We start from the raw sequence: 15444 nt of genomic DNA on the forward strand, positions 1-15444 counted from the left end.
CGCGTAGCGCAAGTTAGCGCACCGAAATCGCAGGACCGTAGCCTGGAAGCGTGCAGTCGACCTTTCTGGGCCGCCCCGTGGCGGGTGATCGGGCGCTGATCATGGCGATCGTCAACCGCACACCCGACTCGTTCTACGACCGCGGGGCCACCTTCGCCGACGAGCACGCCAAGGCGGCCGTGCACACGGTGATCGAGCACGGCGCGGACGTCGTCGACGTGGGCGGTGTCAAGGCGGGCCCCGGCGCGCCGGTCGACACCGACGAGGAGATCGCCCGGGTGGTGCCGTTCATCGAATGGGTGCGCAACGCCTACCCCGACCAGTTGATCAGCGTCGACACCTGGCGCTCGACGGTGGCCAAACAGGCCTGCGCGGCCGGTGCCGACCTGATCAACGACACCTGGGCGGGCCACGATCCGGCGCTGCCCGAGGTCGCCGCGGAGTTCGGTGCGGGCCTGGTCTGCTCGCACACCGGCGGCGCGGCGCCGCGGACCCGGCCGTTTCGGGTCAACTACGGCGTTTCCGAGCGTGGCGTCGTCGACGACGTCATTGCCGAGGTGACCGCCGCCGCCGAGCGTGCGGTGCAACTGGGCGTGGCTCCAAACGCCGTATTGATCGACCCGACGCACGATTTCGGCAAAAACACTTACCACGGTCTTAGTTTGTTGCGCCACGTGAAAGACCTTGTAAAAACTGGATGGCCGGTCCTGATGGCGCTGAGCAACAAGGATTTTGTCGGGGAGACTCTGGGTGTGGGTTTGACCGAACGCCTGGAGGGCACGCTTGCTGCGACGGCACTTGCCGCTGCGGAGGGAGTTGCCATGTTCCGAGTACACGAGGTCGGGCCCACGCGACGCGTTCTCGAAATGGTCGCGTCGATTCAGGGCGCGCGTCCACCGGCGCACACGGTGAGGGGACTGGCATGACACTCACACCCGAGCTTCCCGCTACGGACGTTGTCACCGCACGGTGGCTGGCCGAGCGGAGCTGGAACCGGCCGTCGTGGACGGTCGCCGACCTCGAGGCCGCCAAGGGCACCCGGACCGTGTCGGTGGTGCTGCCCGCGCTCAACGAGGAGGACACCGTCGGCGGGGTCATCGCGACCATCGCACCACTGGTCGGCGGTCTGGTAGACGAGCTGATCGTGCTGGATTCCGGCTCGACCGACGACACCGAGATCCGCGCGCTGGCTGCCGGCGCCCGGGTGGTCAGCCGTGAAGCGGCCCTGCCCGAGGTGGCGCCGCAGCCCGGCAAGGGTGAGGTGCTGTGGCGCTCGCTGGCCGCCTCCACCGGCGACATCGTCGTGTTCGTCGACTCCGACCTGATCGAGCCCGACCCGATGTTCGTACCCAAGCTGCTGGGTCCGCTGCTGACCACCGAGGGCGTGCACCTGGTGAAGAGCTTCTACCGGCGGCCGCTGAAGGTCAGCGGCAGCGAGGACGCCAACGGCGGGGGCCGGGTCACCGAGCTGGTGGCGCGACCGCTGCTGGCGGCGCTGCGCCCCGAGCTCGGCTGCCTGTGCCAGCCGCTGGGCGGGGAGTACGCGGGCACCCGCGAATTGCTGATGTCGGTGCCGTTCGCGCCGGGTTACGGCGTGGAGATCGGCCTGCTCATCGACACCTATGACCGCTTGGGGCTGGATGCCATCGCCCAGGTCAACCTCGGGGTTCGCAGCCACCGCAACCGGCCGTTGACCGAGTTGGCGACGATGAGCCGCCAGGTCATCGCCACGACGCTGTCTCGCTGCGGGGTGCCGGATTCCGGGGTGGGGCTGACCCAGTTCTTCGCCGACGGCGACGACTACACCTCACGCACGTCGGCGGTATCGCTCACCGATCGGCCCCCGATGGCCACCCTGCGCCCGAACGCCTGATTGTCGGAGCGCTGAGGCAGTATCGATGCCGTGACGCTTGTTCTGGTCTATCTGGTCGTGCTCGTCCTGATTGCGGTCGTGCTGTTCGCGCTTGGCACCGTTCTGTTCGGGCGCGGGGAGCCGCTGCCTCCGCTGCCGCGCGGGACGACGGCCACCGTGTTGCCCGCCTCCGGAGTCACCGGCGCCGACGTCGAAGCGGTCAAGTTCACCCAAAGCCTGCGCGGCTATAAGACCAGCGAAGTGGACTGGGTGCTCGACCGGCTCGGCCAGGAGCTGGATCTGGTGCGCGGTGAGTTGGCGGCCGTGCGCGCGGCCTACGGCGTCGGCGACGACGACTCCGAGGAGCCCGAGGATGACGACGTGCATGCGGGGCCGTCCGCGCAGGACGAATCGTGACCACCGACGACGACGGCCGGGTCCGCTGCGCCTGGATCGACGCGGCCCGCCTGGCCCCCGCCGATTACGTGCTGTACCGCGATTACCACGACACCGAGTGGGGCCGGCCGCTGCGCGACTCCGCGGCGCTGTTCGAACGCATCAGCCTCGAGGCGTTCCAGAGCGGGTTGTCGTGGCTGATCATCCTGCGCAAACGCGACAACTTCCGGCGCGCCTTCCACCAGTTCGACGCCGCGCGCATCGCCCGCTACACCGACCGTGACGTCCAGCGGTTGACGGCCGATACCGGAATCGTGCGCAACCGCGCGAAGATCGAGGCCACCGTCGCCAACGCCCGCGCGGTCGTCGACCTCGCCGAAAACGGGGTGGACCTGGCCGAGCTGCTGTGGTCGTTCGCCCCTGCCGGCCGGGCCCGGCCGGTTGACATCGCGCACGTCCCGGCGGTGACCCCCGAATCGACGGCGATGGCCAAAGAACTCAAGCGTCGCGGCTTTTCCTTCGTGGGTCCGACGACCGCGTACGCCTTGATGCAGGCCACCGGAATGGTCGACGACCACACGGCCGACTGCTGGGTGCCCGCACCGTCGTCGCAGTCTTAAGCCGGGTCTTTGCACACCGAGCGGCGACGATAGGGAACAATAGGGGGAGTTCAATAGCAGTTCAGTGCCGGGAGCTGCCAACGGGTGGGCGCTCTTGGCCCCGACCAAGCCCGCTGGCTAGTCCCCGGCGGGCGGTTCATTGTGGAGGGAGCACTCGATGGCGGCGATGAAGCCCCGGACCGGAGACGGTCCACTGGAAGCGACGAAGGAGGGGCGCGGCATCGTGATGCGAGTACCACTGGAGGGCGGTGGGCGACTCGTCGTCGAGTTGACCCCTGACGAGGCCGCGGCACTCGGCGAAGAGCTGAAGAACGTCACCAGCTAGTCCGCCCGGGTCTACGCACACACCTTGCGGTAGATCTCGAGCGTCTGTTCGGCGATATGCGCCCAGGAGAATTCCTGGATGCACCGCTGCCTGCCTGCCTGACCGTAGTGGCGCGCCGTGTCCGGATCACCCACCAGCTCGTTGACCGCCTGGGCGAGCCGTTCCTCGAAGCCCGCAGGGTCGTTCGGGTCATAGCTCACCAGCAGGCCGGTCTCGCGGTCCGCCACCACCTCGGGGATGCCCCCGACATCGGAAGCCACCACCGCCGTCCCGCATGCCATCGCTTCGAGGTTGACGATGCCCAGCGGTTCATACACTGACGGGCACACGAACGCGGTTGCAGCCGACAGTATTTCGCGGATCTTGTTGACCGACAGCATTTCTCGGACCCAGAACACGCCGCTGCGCGCGCCGGTGAGATCCTGCACGGCTTCGGTCACCTCCGCCGCGATCTCGGGGGTGTCGGGAGCCCCGGCGCACAGCACCAGCTGAACGTCTGGCGCGAACCGGTGCGCCGCGGCGACCAGATGGGCGACGCCTTTCTGCCGGGTGATGCGTCCGACGAACGCCACGATCGGACGCGACATGTCCACACCCAGCTCGGCCAGCACCGACTCGCGCGCGTCGGGCACCGCCGGATACCAGACGTCGGTGTCGATGCCGTTGCGCACTACGTGGACTCGGTTGGGATCCAGCGCGGGATAGGTGCGCAGCACGTCGTCGCGCATGCCGGAGCTGACCGCGATGACCGCGTCGGCGCCTTCCACCGCCGTCTTCTCCACCCACGACGACACCCGGTAGCCGCCGCCGAGCTGTTCGGCCTTCCACGGCCGCATCGGCTCGAGTGAATGCGCGGTCACCACGTGCGGGACGCCGTAGAGCAGCGACGCCAGATGTCCGGCCAGCCCGGTGTACCAGGTGTGTGAATGCACGACGGTGGCCTGCGCCGCGGCGTTGGTCATTGCCAGATCCGCGGACAGCATCGACAACGCTGGGTTCGCGCCCGACAGGGCGGGATCGGGTTGCGCGACGACGGCGTCGGTCCTGGGCGCACCCATGCAGTGCACGTCGACCTCACACAGTCGGCGCAGTCGCGCGACGAGTTCGGTGACGTGCACCCCGGCCCCGCCGTAGACCTCGGGCGGGTACTCCCGGGTCATCATCGCCACCCGCATGGGATCGACGATAGTGACGGCCGCTCACCGCTGCAGCCTGATGTCGACGTGGGTGTTGGCAGTGAAGAGAATCGGCCGATAGGTTTGGAATATGAGGGAATTGCCACACGTGCTGGGCATTGTCCTGGCCGGCGGGGAGGGCAAGCGGTTGTATCCGCTGACCGCTGATCGGGCCAAACCGGCGGTTCCCTTCGGTGGTGCCTACCGGCTGATCGACTTCGTGCTGTCCAATCTCGTCAACGCCCGGTATCTGCGCATCTGTGTACTGACCCAGTACAAGTCGCATTCACTGGACCGGCATATCTCGCAGAACTGGCGACTGTCTGGTCTGGCGGGTGAGTACATCACCCCGGTGCCCGCCCAACAGCGGCTGGGCCCACGGTGGTACACGGGTTCGGCCGATGCCATCTACCAGTCAATGAACCTCATCTACGACGAGGATCCCGACTACATCGTCGTGTTCGGCGCCGACCACGTCTACCGGATGGACCCCGAGCAGATGGTCCGCTTCCACATCGAGAGCGGCGCCGGCGCGACGGTCGCCGGTATCCGGGTGCCGCGCACCGAGGCCACCGCGTTCGGTGTCATCGACGCCGACGAGTCGGGCAGGATCCGTGCCTTCGTGGAGAAACCAGCGGACCCACCCTCGGTGCCGGACAATCCCGACGAGGCGTTCGTGTCGATGGGCAACTACATCTTCACCACGAAGGTGCTCATCGACGCGATCCGCGCGGACGCCGAGGACGACCACTCCGACCACGACATGGGCGGCGACATCATTCCCCGGCTGGTCACCGACGGGATGGCCGCCGTCTACGACTTCAACAACAACGAGGTCCCCGGCGCCACCGAACGCGATCACGGCTACTGGCGTGACGTGGGAACCCTCGATGCGTTTTACGACGCGCATATGGATCTGGTGTCGGTGCATCCGGTGTTCAACCTGTACAACAAGCGCTGGCCGATCCGCGGTGAGATGGAGATGCTGGCACCGGCGAAGTTCGTCAACGGCGGCTCGGCGCAGGAGTCGGTGGTCGGTGCCGGCAGTATCGTTTCGGCTGCCTCCGTTCGCAATTCGGTGCTGTCGTCCAACGTCGTTGTCGACGACGGGGCCATCGTGGAGGGCAGCGTGGTCATGCCCGGAACGCGGATAGGTCGCGGCGCGGTGGTGCGCCATGCCATCCTCGACAAGAATGTCGTGGTGGGTCCTGGCGAGATGGTGGGCGTCGATCTCGACAAGGACCGCGAACGGTTCGCGATCAGCGCCGGCGGTGTGGTGGCGGTCGGCAAGGGCGTCTGGATCTAAGCCTCGGTTGGTCGGCGTCGGCGTCGTAACCGCACGGCCGCCCAGGCCAAACCGATCACCACCACGAGCACAAGTACGGGCACCAGGATCGCGACGAAGACCAGGCCGAAGCTGACCCCGTCCTCGACGGTGCTCAGCACCGGGGCGGCTACCCCGGCGGTCGCGACGTTGGCGGCAGGGCGCACCGTGGATTTGGTCAGCGAAATCACCAGTGCCACAACGACACCGATGAGCACAGCGACCCATTGACCGGATTGGGCGAACGCGCCGGGATCGGTGACCGCCGAAGTCTGTGCGGCGGTGCCCGAACCGAACACGATGCCGCCCGACGTCGGCCGGATGAACGTTTGAACGGCGTCGTTGACGGTGTCGAGTGCGGGCACCTTATCGGCGATGACCTCGATCACCAACAGCACCGCGACGATCAGCATGACCCAACCGTTCTCCAGCCAGGCCCAGCCCTGCGGCAGCGCGACCAGATCGGTGAACCGGGACAACAAGCCAAGCGCCAGCAACGGGATGTAGGCGTTGAGCCCGGCCGCGGTGGCCAACCCGAGCCCGGTCAGCACTTCCATGGGGACAGTATGGGCGCACGCGCTACCACGGCCTGCGAATCAGGCAGCGTCGCGCCACGCCAACACGTCGGCGAAGGCGATCTCGATGCTGCTCGCCGGGGGTCGGGGCGAGCCGGGCAGTGGTGGCGCCTTGGATCTGTGGCGGGCCTTGGTCGGAGTGGTGATCTCGGAGGTGTGGGTGCCGTCTTCATCCCGCCGGGTGGTGACCCGCCAACCCGGGGCTTCCTTGGCGTAGTTGCAGGCTTCGCAGTCGCCGAGACCGTTCAGCTCGCTAGTCTGTCCACCCACGGCGTGGGCGGTTGCGTGGTCGATGTGTCGAATTGGGGCATCGCAGTATGGGGTGCGGCAGGTGTCATCGCGGAAGGCGATGAACTTTGCGAGGGCTTTGGGGAACAGCCGGGCCCGGGATTCCATGGCGACCAGCGCACCGGACGACGGGTGACGGTACAGGCGGCGCAGCGTGGCTTTGGAGCGTTCGTCGGCGATCGCGTGGCTGGCCAAGCGGCGCGCGATTGCGGCCGGAATCGGCCCGTATCCCGGAACCCGCGCCGGAGTCTGGTCGTCGCCCAACAGGGTCTCATCGGTCACGACGAGGTCGACCGCGATTGGCGTCGGAACGTCGGCCGGTTGGCCGGTCACGCGCTCGACGAGCGTATCGGCCATGACCTGGCCGCGCGAGCGGTTATCGAACGTGGTGTCGGCTTGCCGTCGCAACGCTGCATACACGCTGATGCCCTGGGTTAGCGGCAGCAGCGCGGTCACATAGACCATGTTGTCGGGTGCTGGACGGGTGGTCACGGTGCGCTCCCGCTCGGCACGCACCGTGCGGTCGACGACCGCTTGCGGGTCCAGTTCGTAGGCAATGGCCTTCGCCGCGGCGGCGATTCGCTTATCGCCCTTGCCTTCGAGTTCGGATTGATCCGCGCACATCTTCGCATCGAGCTTCCCGCGGTCTTCCACGGTCAAGCAGGCCGACTCGCGCACGATGAGGGTGGCCCGCCATTCCGACAGCGTTCCTGCCTCGAGCGCAGCGAGCGTGTGGGGCATCTCGTAGACGAGCGCCTTGGCGAAACCCAGATGGCGATTGCCGCGATTCGGCGAATCATGCCGAGCCAACGCGATCTCGCTGGCCAGACCGCGGCAGCGTTTGGCGGTAGGAATCCCTTCGGCTTCCTCGCGGGCGCGGCGCTTCTGGTCGAGTGCGGCGGTGAGTCTGGCCTGCCCGGCGGCCGCGACGGACTTGAAGTGTTCGAGTTCGGCGATGCACTCGACCAGCGTCGCCTCATCGGCGTCGGTGTCGAGGACTGCCAAAGTGTCGAACATACGTTCGAGTATAACGCACAAGGCGACAACTTTCGCGAGGAGTTCGCGGGCTGTGGACAACTAAGCAGGCGCGGCTGGCCACCTGAGCTGACGGCGGTGATATCGGCCACCGCCGAGCCTGAATAAAGCGATGCGACGGAAAGTCGCCGTCGTACTCGGAGGCTTCGGACGGACGGGGCAAAATTTCGATGCGCGCGTCTCGGTACCCGACGCACGCCGGTGCCACTGCCACGCCGTGGCCTTACGCACGCCAGTTGTGTCCGGTTGCGGGGCGCGCATTGGCTGGCGCCGGTCCGCGCTCACCAGACGCAGGGCAGCAACCGGTAGTGCACCTTCTCGGTGTACTGGTCATAGCCCACGAGTTCGGTGCGTAGTGCCTGCTCCTCGTCGAGGATCCGGAAGACGAGCATCGCAACGGTGGGTATCACGGTCACCAGCCCCCAATACGAGTCCAGCGCAAGCGGCGTGCCGATCATCATGATCAGCGTCCCGGAGTACATCGGATGACGAACCACGCCGTACAGGCCCGTCGAGACGAGCTTCTGTTCTACTTCGACCGTGATGGTCGCCGCGGCGTAGTTGTTCTGGATGACCACGATCTGCGCGAGGGTGAGCCCCACCCACACCAGCGCGTTGCCGACGATGACCACCGCCGTCGGCACGCTCGACCAGCCGAACCGGTGATCGAGTGCGCTGATCACCAGGACCGCGAGGACCGACAGGATCGTCGCGGTGATGATGAGCTTCTGCACCGTGCGGGTTTCGGCGAACGGCCCCGCGCGCATGCGCCGGCGCAACGCATCGGGCATCCGCACCGCCAGGTAGAAGGTGGGGCCCATTGTCCCAACGACGAACACCGCGATGAAAACCCAAGCCTGCCAATAGTGGAAGGTGCCGGCGGGCCAGAACAACCCCACGCCGAAGAACACGACGCCGAAGACGGCCGAGGCGAGCACCTGAAAAGCAATCTTCATAGATCACACCGCGTCGCGCCCGCGGTAGATCAGGCCCGCGCCCAGCGTCAGCAACCCGGCGACGACGACCATCACCACCATCGCCGCCACGGGGACATCCATCGGCGCCGTCGTTTGACCCACTGGGGAGAGGTCCAGCAGCCACTGCGGAAGGCGTAGCAGCGCACCAAGATACAGCGACACGATCACGAACGTGACGACAAGCCAGGTGATCCAAACCTGGCGCAGTGCGAATGCGATCGCCGCGATACCCGCGATCACCGCCATCGCCGGAAGGTGCGCCAACGCGGCGAGCGTCAGTCGGACGACGGCGTCGGGTTCACCGAGCGCGATACCGGCGCCCAATCCGTTGCCCAAACCGGCGCTGAAGAGCAACACGAATGCACCGACCAGCGAAGCCGCCACCGTCGAAAGCAGCCAGCGCCACCGCGATACGGATCCGGCCAGCACGGCCTCGGCGATGCCCGACTGTTCGTCGGCGTTGAGCCGCAACACCGTGATCGCGACGAACGCGGTCGCCGCGGCCGCCAAGAACTGTGTCATGGAGGTGTAGATGCCGTCGTTGCCCTGCGCGGAGAGCATTTGGGCGACCAACTCGTTCTCCTCGGCCATGTCCAACAGCGACTGGGTCAACGACCCGAATGACAGGCCGGCCAAGAACAATCCGATCGACCAGCCGATGACCTGGCCGCGTTGCTGCATAAGGTCCAGCCCTAGGACACCGCGGATCGGCGGGGCGTCGGGATGCGTACCGCCGGACGGCAGCCTTCCCGCGTCGTACTCGCGGGACCGTTGCAACACGGCGGCCGCCACCAGAAGTGCGCCGGCCAGCGCGACGAGCATGGCCAGCGGCCACCACCGCAGATCGACGAACGCCCGCATCTGCTGGGCCCAGGCGATCGGGGAGCACCAACTCAGCGCGCTGCCCGAATGTTCGATCACATCGCCGACCCCCCGGACCACCACCGCGGCGGCCAGCACCGCCATCGCCATCCCGGTGGCCATCCGCGCCGTGCGCCACAGCTGCGCGGTCACCGCGGCCACACCGCCGAACACCATTGCCACCCCGGCGATGCCGAAGCTCACCGCCGCGGAGTCGACCAGCGCCAGGCCGGTTGCGGCCGTCGCGGCGGTCATCGTCACCGCCAGCACCGCGTTGAGCCCGGCGACGACGAGGATCGCCGCGCCGGTTCGGGCATACCGTCCGACCGGTGCTGCCAACACCAATTCGGATGCACCGCTTTCCTCTTCGGTACGAGTGTGCCGTACCACGGTGAGAATGGCCAGGATCGAGGCGGCGACGATAACGCTGAGCATGACCTCGTTGGCGAACATGGCTCCGATGTCGGTCTCGTTGCGCCCGAACATCGGTCCGCTGAACATGATCCCGGCCGGAGTCTTGATCAGGTTGGCCCGCGCTATGCGGTCGGCTTCCTCCGGATAGGCCAGCTCGAAAGCGGAGGGGGTGTACCACATGGTGAGCGTCAGCGCCGCGATCCACACCGGCAGCCGGATACGGTCGCGGCGCAGCGCCAGGGCGATGAGCCGGCCGAGACCGGTCAGCGAGGAGCCCGTCTGATGCGCATGACGAGCGCCAACAGCGGTCGCAACGGCGGTCATCGTTGGGCCCCTTGATATTCCCGCAGAAACATATCCTCCAGAGAGGCAGGAGACACCGTGAGTTCGTCGATACCCAGCGTGGTCAACTGGCTCATCGCGTGGTCCAGATCGTCGCGGTCGACCGAGAAGGTGCTCAGGCCGTCGTCGACGGCGAAGTCGTGCACGAACCGAGCCGAACGCAGGCCGTCGACGGGCGAGCGGGTGCGCACCTGCACCGTCGTGCGCATCAGATGTCGCAATTCGGCCAGACGCCCGGATCGAACGGTGGCGCCGGCTCGGATGATCGTCACCGAATCGCAAAGGCGCTCCACCTCGGCGAGGATGTGGCTGGACAGCAACACCGATGAGCCCTTGTCGGCCGCCTCCTGAACACAGAGCTGAAACGCCTTGTCCATCAACGGGTCCAGGCCCGAGGTTGGTTCATCGAGGATGTAAAGCTCGGCGTTGGTGCTGAACGCCGCGATCAGCGCCACCTTCTGCCGGTTGCCCTTCGAGTAGGTGCGGGCCTTCTTGTCGGGGTCCAACTCGAAGCGTTCGATCAACTCGTCGCGACGTTTGGTGTCGAACTCGTCGCGAAGGCTGGCCAGAAAGTCGATCGCCTGGCCGCCGGTCAAGTTGGGCCACAACGTCACATCACCGGGTACGTAGGCGATCCGACGGTGCAGCGCCACCGCGTCGTGCCACGGATCCCCGTCGAGCAGCCGCACCGTGCCGCCGTCGGCGCGTAACAACCCGAGCAAGACGCGGATGGTGGTCGACTTACCCGAGCCGTTGGGCCCCAGAAATCCCGCGATGCTGCCCGGTTCGACGACCATGTCCAGGCCGTCGAGGGCCTTGGTGCTTCCGAAATGCTTTTCCAGTCCGTGTATTTCGACTGCAGGGCGCTCAGCTCGTGGCGACGTCGTAGTCATGTGCCCCTCCCTGGGATTGGTTCCGGCTGCGAAACGCGTCGTACATGGTGGAGTCGGCCATCACGCCCTCGGTGTAAATCTCGAGAGCGGGCAGCATCATCTCTTCGCTGTAGTCGCGAAGCACCGCACGCAGATCGGTTGGGTTGTCGTGCAATTGCAGGTACAGCAGGAACCCGCCGCCGCCGCTGAGCACCATGTACTTGGCCCTGGCGGTGGGATCGCGGCTGGGTTTGAGGACGCCGTTGTGGACGCCCTCGGCGATGTACTCCTCGGCATCGGCGATCATCTTGCGCCACAGCGTCTTGGCCAGCTCGCTGCCCGACTGCATGCTGCGCACCAGGTAGGCCATCAGCGGGGCGTAGGACTCGATCTCGGCCAGCTGCGCAAACCACGTCGCGGGATCGTTGGCGCGCATCGACTCCAGCTTGCCGCTGCGCACTTCCTCGGCGATGTGGTCGTCGCACGCCGTGCGCAGGCCCTCCTTGGATCCGAAGTGGTGAATCACCAGCGCCGCGGAGACGCCCGCCGCCTCGGCGATGGCCCGCAGGCCGACCTGGAAGCCGTGCTGACCCCACTGGTCGATCGCGGCATCGCGGATTCTCGCAACAGCCGTGCGATCTTCAGGCACTGAACGCATGTTCAATACACTAAACGCACGTTTAGTCAGGGGTCAAGGTTTGTGTGCGTCCAGCCGCGCTGAGCGCAACAAGACGCACACAAATCGCAAAAAATCAGTCGCGTGCGGCGACGAGCAGGCCGTCGCCCAGCGGGATCAGCACCGGGGTGAGCCGCTCATCCTCGGCGATCAGCCGCGCGGCCTCGCGCACCGCGGTCACCTCGGCGTCGTTGGCGCGCGCATCCCCGGCGCGACCGTCGAGGGCGGCGCGGTGCACGACGATTGCACCGCCGGGGCGCAGCAGCCGCACGCCCTCGGTGACGAACTGAGGCTGATCCACCGGATCGGCGTCGATGAACACCAGGTCGTAGGACTCGTCAGCCAGCCGGGTGAGCACATCCTGCGCCCTGCCGCTGATCAGCCGGGTGCGGCCGGGTCCGATACCGGCCTCGGTGTAGGCCTGCTTGGCGATGCGCTGATGTTCGGGTTCGACATCGATGGTGGTGAGCACGCCGTCCTCACGCATGCCCGACAGCAGCCACAGCCCGCTGATGCCTGCGCCGGTGCCGACTTCGACGACGGCCTTGGCGCCGGTCATCTTGGCCAACACACACAGCAGTGCACCGACGGCGGGGGTGACCGCGCCGGCACCGATGTCGTCGGCGCGATCGCGGGCGGCCGCGACAATCGCGTCCTCGGAGATCGACTGCTCGGCGTGCGCGACGATCGACTCAGCGCGGCTTTGCTGACCGCTGCTGTCGTCGGTGCCCGCCATGCCCGCAGCGTAGAGCCAACCGACGCCGCCCGACCCCCGACACGCCCGGGCCGACACCGTAGTATTCGCCCGCAGCAACCCGGTTCTCGCAGGTGAAAAATGGGTAGAAAGCATTCTCAGGAAATGTTCAGTTTGCTCATATGCGAACCACACCAGGGTCGGAGACCGTATTGCCCATGGACGACGGCACACGCTGGCATTCCGGGAATACGCGCCGCAATTTGGACGTTTACGCCGATATCGAGCCGTCGATTCGTGATGACGGCTGTGACCAGGAGGAAGTGACGATCATTTCAAGTGCGCCCAGCGCTCCGGTTTCCATGACCCATTTCGAGACCCACCTCGAGCAGTACACCGATGGGACGTGGGTGGAGCCGTCCGACGAGCCCACCGGCACCGCGATCTTCGACGCCACCGGTGACAAGTCGACGATGCCGTCGTGGGATGACCTGGTGCGTCAGCACGCCGACCGGGTGTACCGCCTGGCCTACCGGCTCTCCGGCAACCAGCATGACGCCGAGGACCTCACGCAGGAGACCTTCATCCGGGTTTTCCGGTCCGTGCAGAACTATCAGCCCGGCACGTTCGAGGGCTGGCTGCACCGCATCACCACGAACCTGTTCCTCGACATGGTCCGCAGGCGCGGGCGCATCCGCATGGAAGCACTGCCCGAGGACTACGACCGGGTGCCCGCCGAGGACCCCAACCCCGAGCAGATCTACCACGACTCGCGGCTGGGCCCCGACCTGCAGGCCGCCCTGGACTCGCTGCCGCCGGAGTTCCGTGCGGCGGTCGTGCTGTGCGATATCGAGGGGCTGTCCTACGAGGAGATCGGCGCCACGCTCGACGTCAAGCTCGGCACCGTGCGCAGCCGCATCCACCGCGGACGCCAGGCGTTGCGCGAATATCTGGCCAAGCACAGCGACCAGACGGCCAAAACCGCCTGACCTTTGCAGGTCTAAGCGCACCCGCCGCGCTACATTCGAGTAAGCACCGACAAGCGAAACGAGAGGAGCTCGGTGATGGTCGACCGGGGACATGTGTTCCGTCGGGCGTTTTCCTGGCTGCCTTCTCAGTTCGCGTCGCAGAGCGACGCACCGGTCGGGCCGCGCCAGTTCAGTTCCACTGAGCACCTTTCGACCGAGGCCATCGCCGCGTTCGTCGACGGTGAGCTACGGATGAACGCTCACCTGCGCGCGGCCAGCCATATGTCGATGTGTCCGCAGTGCGCGGCCGAGGTGGACGCCCAGCGTCAGGCGCGTGCGGCGTTGCGGGATTCGCATCCGATCGTCGTGCCGACGGAGTTGTTGGGCCTGTTATCGGAGATCCCGCGTTCTGCTCCCCATCAACCGCCAGCCGAATCCGAGCCGACGCAGTTTGCTGGAGACGCAACGCGGTCTCGGCGTAAGCGCCGGTAGGGTGGTGCGGACACGACAGCGGCCTGCGTTTGAGGCAGCGGGCGCTTCCACAGGGGTGATAAACGGGTGACCAATCTGGACCAGTCCGGCCGTGAGCGCCTCGAACCGCGCCCCGTCTCGCGTCCGCCGGTCGATCCGGCGGCGCGACGTGTGTTCGGCCGCCCCGACGGGGTCAGCGGATCTTTCGTAGGCCAGGACCGCTTCCGCGATCAATCCGAGTTCACCCCGAAGGACCGCACGCCGGACCCGGTGCTGGCCGAGGCGTTCGCCCGTCCGCACCCGGCTGTCGACTCGCTGCAGCGGCATCCCGCCGACGTCGGCGCGCTGGAGGCCGAACGCGACGGACAGGGCGCCGACCCGGCGGCCGATCCGTGGCGCGATCCGGCGGCTCCGGTGGCGTTGGGCACGCCCGCGCTTCAGGAAGCCCCGCACGCACCGGTCAGCGTCAGCATGGGCAGGCTCAGCGTGCGCGACGTGTTGTTTGGCGGCAGGGTCTCCTATGTGGCCCTGGCGGTTCTCGGCATCGCCGCGATAGTGATCGGATTCGCCGGCGGTTGGGTCGGACGCACGACGGCCGAGGTGACCGAGGCGTTCACGACGTCGAAGGTGACGTTGAACACCAGCGACACCGGCCAGCCGCCCGAGGGCCGGTTCGCCAAAGTGGCTGCGGCGGTCGCAGATTCGGTGGTCACCATCGAGGCGAAAAGCGATCAGGAGGGCTCGCAGGGCTCGGGTGTGGTGGTCGACGAGCGTGGTTACATCGTCACCAACAACCACGTCATCTCCGAGGCCGCCAACAACCCGAGCAAGTACAAGATGACTGTGGTGTTCAACGACGGCGAGGAAGTGCCCGCCAACCTGGTTGGGCGCGACCCCAAAACCGACCTGGCCGTGTTGAAAGTCGACAACGTCGACAACCTCGCCGTGGCCAAGATGGGCGACTCCGACACGCTTGAGGTCGGCGATGAGGTGATCGCCGCGGGCGCCCCGCTGGGGCTGCGCAGCACCGTGACCGCCGGCATCATCAGCGCGCTGAATCGACCGGTGCCGCTGTCGGGCGATGGCTCCGACACCGACACCGTCATCGACGGTCTGCAGACCGACGCGCCGATCAACCACGGCAACTCCGGCGGACCGTTGATCGACATGGACGGCAACGTCATCGGTATCAACACCGCGGGCAAGTCGCTGTCGGAGAGCGCCAGCGGGCTCGGCTTCGCGATTCCGGTCAACGAAGTGAAATCCGTTGTGGAGACGCTGATCCGCGACGGCAAGATCGCCCATCCGACGCTGGGTCTGACAGCGCGCTCGGTGAGCAACGAGCTGGCATCGGGGGCGCAGGTGGCCAACGTCAAGGCCGGCAGCCCCGCGGAGCGTGCGGGCATCCTGGAGAACGACGTCGTCGTCAAGGTGGGTGACCGCAAGGTCGCTGACGCCGACGAGTTCGTCGTCGCGGTGCGCCAGCTTCAGGTGGACCAGCCGGCCCCGATCGAGGTGCTGCGCGACGGTCGTCCCGTCACGCTGACGATCACCCCGATCCCAGACAACACCGTCTGAC

At 66.8% G+C, this 15444-nt stretch carries 17 protein-coding genes; 9 read left to right on the forward strand and 8 right to left on the reverse strand.

The features are described 5' to 3' along the window. Window positions 1-50: 50 nt before the first annotated feature. From folP to ABQF13_RS14405, 5 genes are all read left to right on the forward strand, one after another. Window positions 51-926: a dihydropteroate synthase gene (folP, locus tag ABQF13_RS14385; protein WP_448393419.1), complete on the forward strand. Its 876-nt coding sequence runs from the start codon at window positions 51-53 to the stop codon at window positions 924-926. Beyond that, window positions 923-1873, forward strand: a complete 951-nt coding sequence (locus ABQF13_RS14390) for a glucosyl-3-phosphoglycerate synthase (protein ID WP_448393420.1) — start codon at window positions 923-925, stop codon at window positions 1871-1873. The genes folP and ABQF13_RS14390 overlap by 4 nt, the downstream gene beginning before the upstream one ends. A gap of 30 nt (window positions 1874-1903) precedes the next feature. Then, window positions 1904-2269: a DivIVA domain-containing protein gene (locus ABQF13_RS14395; RefSeq protein ID WP_448393421.1), complete on the forward strand. Its 366-nt coding sequence runs from the start codon at window positions 1904-1906 to the stop codon at window positions 2267-2269. Further along, window positions 2266-2868 carry a DNA-3-methyladenine glycosylase I gene (locus ABQF13_RS14400; protein WP_448393422.1) on the forward strand — a complete coding sequence of 201 codons (603 nt, stop codon included), beginning with the start codon at window positions 2266-2268 and terminating at the stop codon, window positions 2866-2868. The genes ABQF13_RS14395 and ABQF13_RS14400 overlap by 4 nt, the downstream gene beginning before the upstream one ends. Before the next feature lie 157 nt (window positions 2869-3025). Next, window positions 3026-3193 (forward strand): DUF3117 domain-containing protein, encoded by a 168-nt coding sequence (locus ABQF13_RS14405; RefSeq protein WP_066857137.1) that lies wholly within the window; start codon window positions 3026-3028, stop codon window positions 3191-3193. 11 nt (window positions 3194-3204) lie between these two features. Here ABQF13_RS14405 and glgA read toward each other — a convergent pair whose 3' ends face one another. Then, window positions 3205-4368, reverse strand: a complete 1164-nt coding sequence (glgA, locus tag ABQF13_RS14410; RefSeq protein ID WP_448393423.1) for a glycogen synthase — start codon at window positions 4366-4368, stop codon at window positions 3205-3207. Window positions 4369-4459: 91 nt separating this feature from the next. Between glgA and glgC the strand changes: the two genes are divergently transcribed. Further along, the gene (gene glgC, locus ABQF13_RS14415) at window positions 4460-5674 is read left to right on the forward strand and encodes a glucose-1-phosphate adenylyltransferase (RefSeq protein ID WP_448393424.1); all 1215 of its coding nucleotides are present in this window, start codon (window positions 4460-4462) and stop codon (window positions 5672-5674) included. On the opposite strand, the gene ABQF13_RS14420 is transcribed toward glgC, so the two are convergent. The 7 genes from ABQF13_RS14420 to ABQF13_RS14450 form a co-directional block, all read right to left on the reverse strand. Further along, the gene (locus tag ABQF13_RS14420) at window positions 5671-6249 is read right to left on the reverse strand and encodes a DUF4126 domain-containing protein (protein WP_448393425.1); all 579 of its coding nucleotides are present in this window, start codon (window positions 6247-6249) and stop codon (window positions 5671-5673) included. The genes glgC and ABQF13_RS14420 overlap by 4 nt on opposite strands. Window positions 6250-6288: 39 nt before the next feature. Beyond that, entirely contained in the window at window positions 6289-7572 is a 1284-nt protein-coding gene (locus ABQF13_RS14425) for a DUF222 domain-containing protein (RefSeq protein WP_448393426.1), read from the reverse strand. 299 nt (window positions 7573-7871) lie between these two features. After that, window positions 7872-8546: a methyltransferase family protein gene (locus ABQF13_RS14430; RefSeq protein ID WP_448393427.1), complete on the reverse strand. Its 675-nt coding sequence runs from the start codon at window positions 8544-8546 to the stop codon at window positions 7872-7874. 3 nt (window positions 8547-8549) lie between these two features. Then, window positions 8550-10166 carry an ABC transporter permease gene (locus ABQF13_RS14435; protein ID WP_448393428.1) on the reverse strand — a complete coding sequence of 539 codons (1617 nt, stop codon included), beginning with the start codon at window positions 10164-10166 and terminating at the stop codon, window positions 8550-8552. Then, the gene (locus ABQF13_RS14440) at window positions 10163-11077 is read right to left on the reverse strand and encodes an ABC transporter ATP-binding protein (protein ID WP_448393429.1); all 915 of its coding nucleotides are present in this window, start codon (window positions 11075-11077) and stop codon (window positions 10163-10165) included. The genes ABQF13_RS14435 and ABQF13_RS14440 overlap by 4 nt, the downstream gene beginning before the upstream one ends. Continuing rightward, window positions 11052-11714 (reverse strand): TetR/AcrR family transcriptional regulator, encoded by a 663-nt coding sequence (locus ABQF13_RS14445; RefSeq protein WP_448393430.1) that lies wholly within the window; start codon window positions 11712-11714, stop codon window positions 11052-11054. Before ABQF13_RS14445 ends, ABQF13_RS14440 begins: the two co-directional genes overlap by 26 nt. A gap of 94 nt (window positions 11715-11808) precedes the next feature. Beyond that, the gene (locus ABQF13_RS14450) at window positions 11809-12468 is read right to left on the reverse strand and encodes an O-methyltransferase (RefSeq protein WP_448393431.1); all 660 of its coding nucleotides are present in this window, start codon (window positions 12466-12468) and stop codon (window positions 11809-11811) included. Between the two features lie 176 nt (window positions 12469-12644). On the opposite strand from ABQF13_RS14450, the gene sigE reads away from it, so the two are divergent. The 3 genes from sigE (at window position 12645) to htrA (ending at window position 15443) form a co-directional block, all read left to right on the forward strand. Beyond that, window positions 12645-13415, forward strand: a complete 771-nt coding sequence (gene sigE, locus ABQF13_RS14455) for an RNA polymerase sigma factor SigE (protein ID WP_448393432.1) — start codon at window positions 12645-12647, stop codon at window positions 13413-13415. 75 nt (window positions 13416-13490) lie between these two features. Beyond that, window positions 13491-13886, forward strand: a complete 396-nt coding sequence (gene rseA / locus ABQF13_RS14460) for an anti-sigma E factor RseA (RefSeq protein ID WP_448393433.1) — start codon at window positions 13491-13493, stop codon at window positions 13884-13886. 66 nt (window positions 13887-13952) lie between these two features. Further along, entirely contained in the window at window positions 13953-15443 is a 1491-nt protein-coding gene (gene htrA / locus ABQF13_RS14465) for a serine protease HtrA (protein WP_448393434.1), read from the forward strand. Window position 15444 lies beyond the last annotated feature (1 nt).

Source organism: Mycolicibacterium sp. XJ879 (assembly GCF_053483935.1).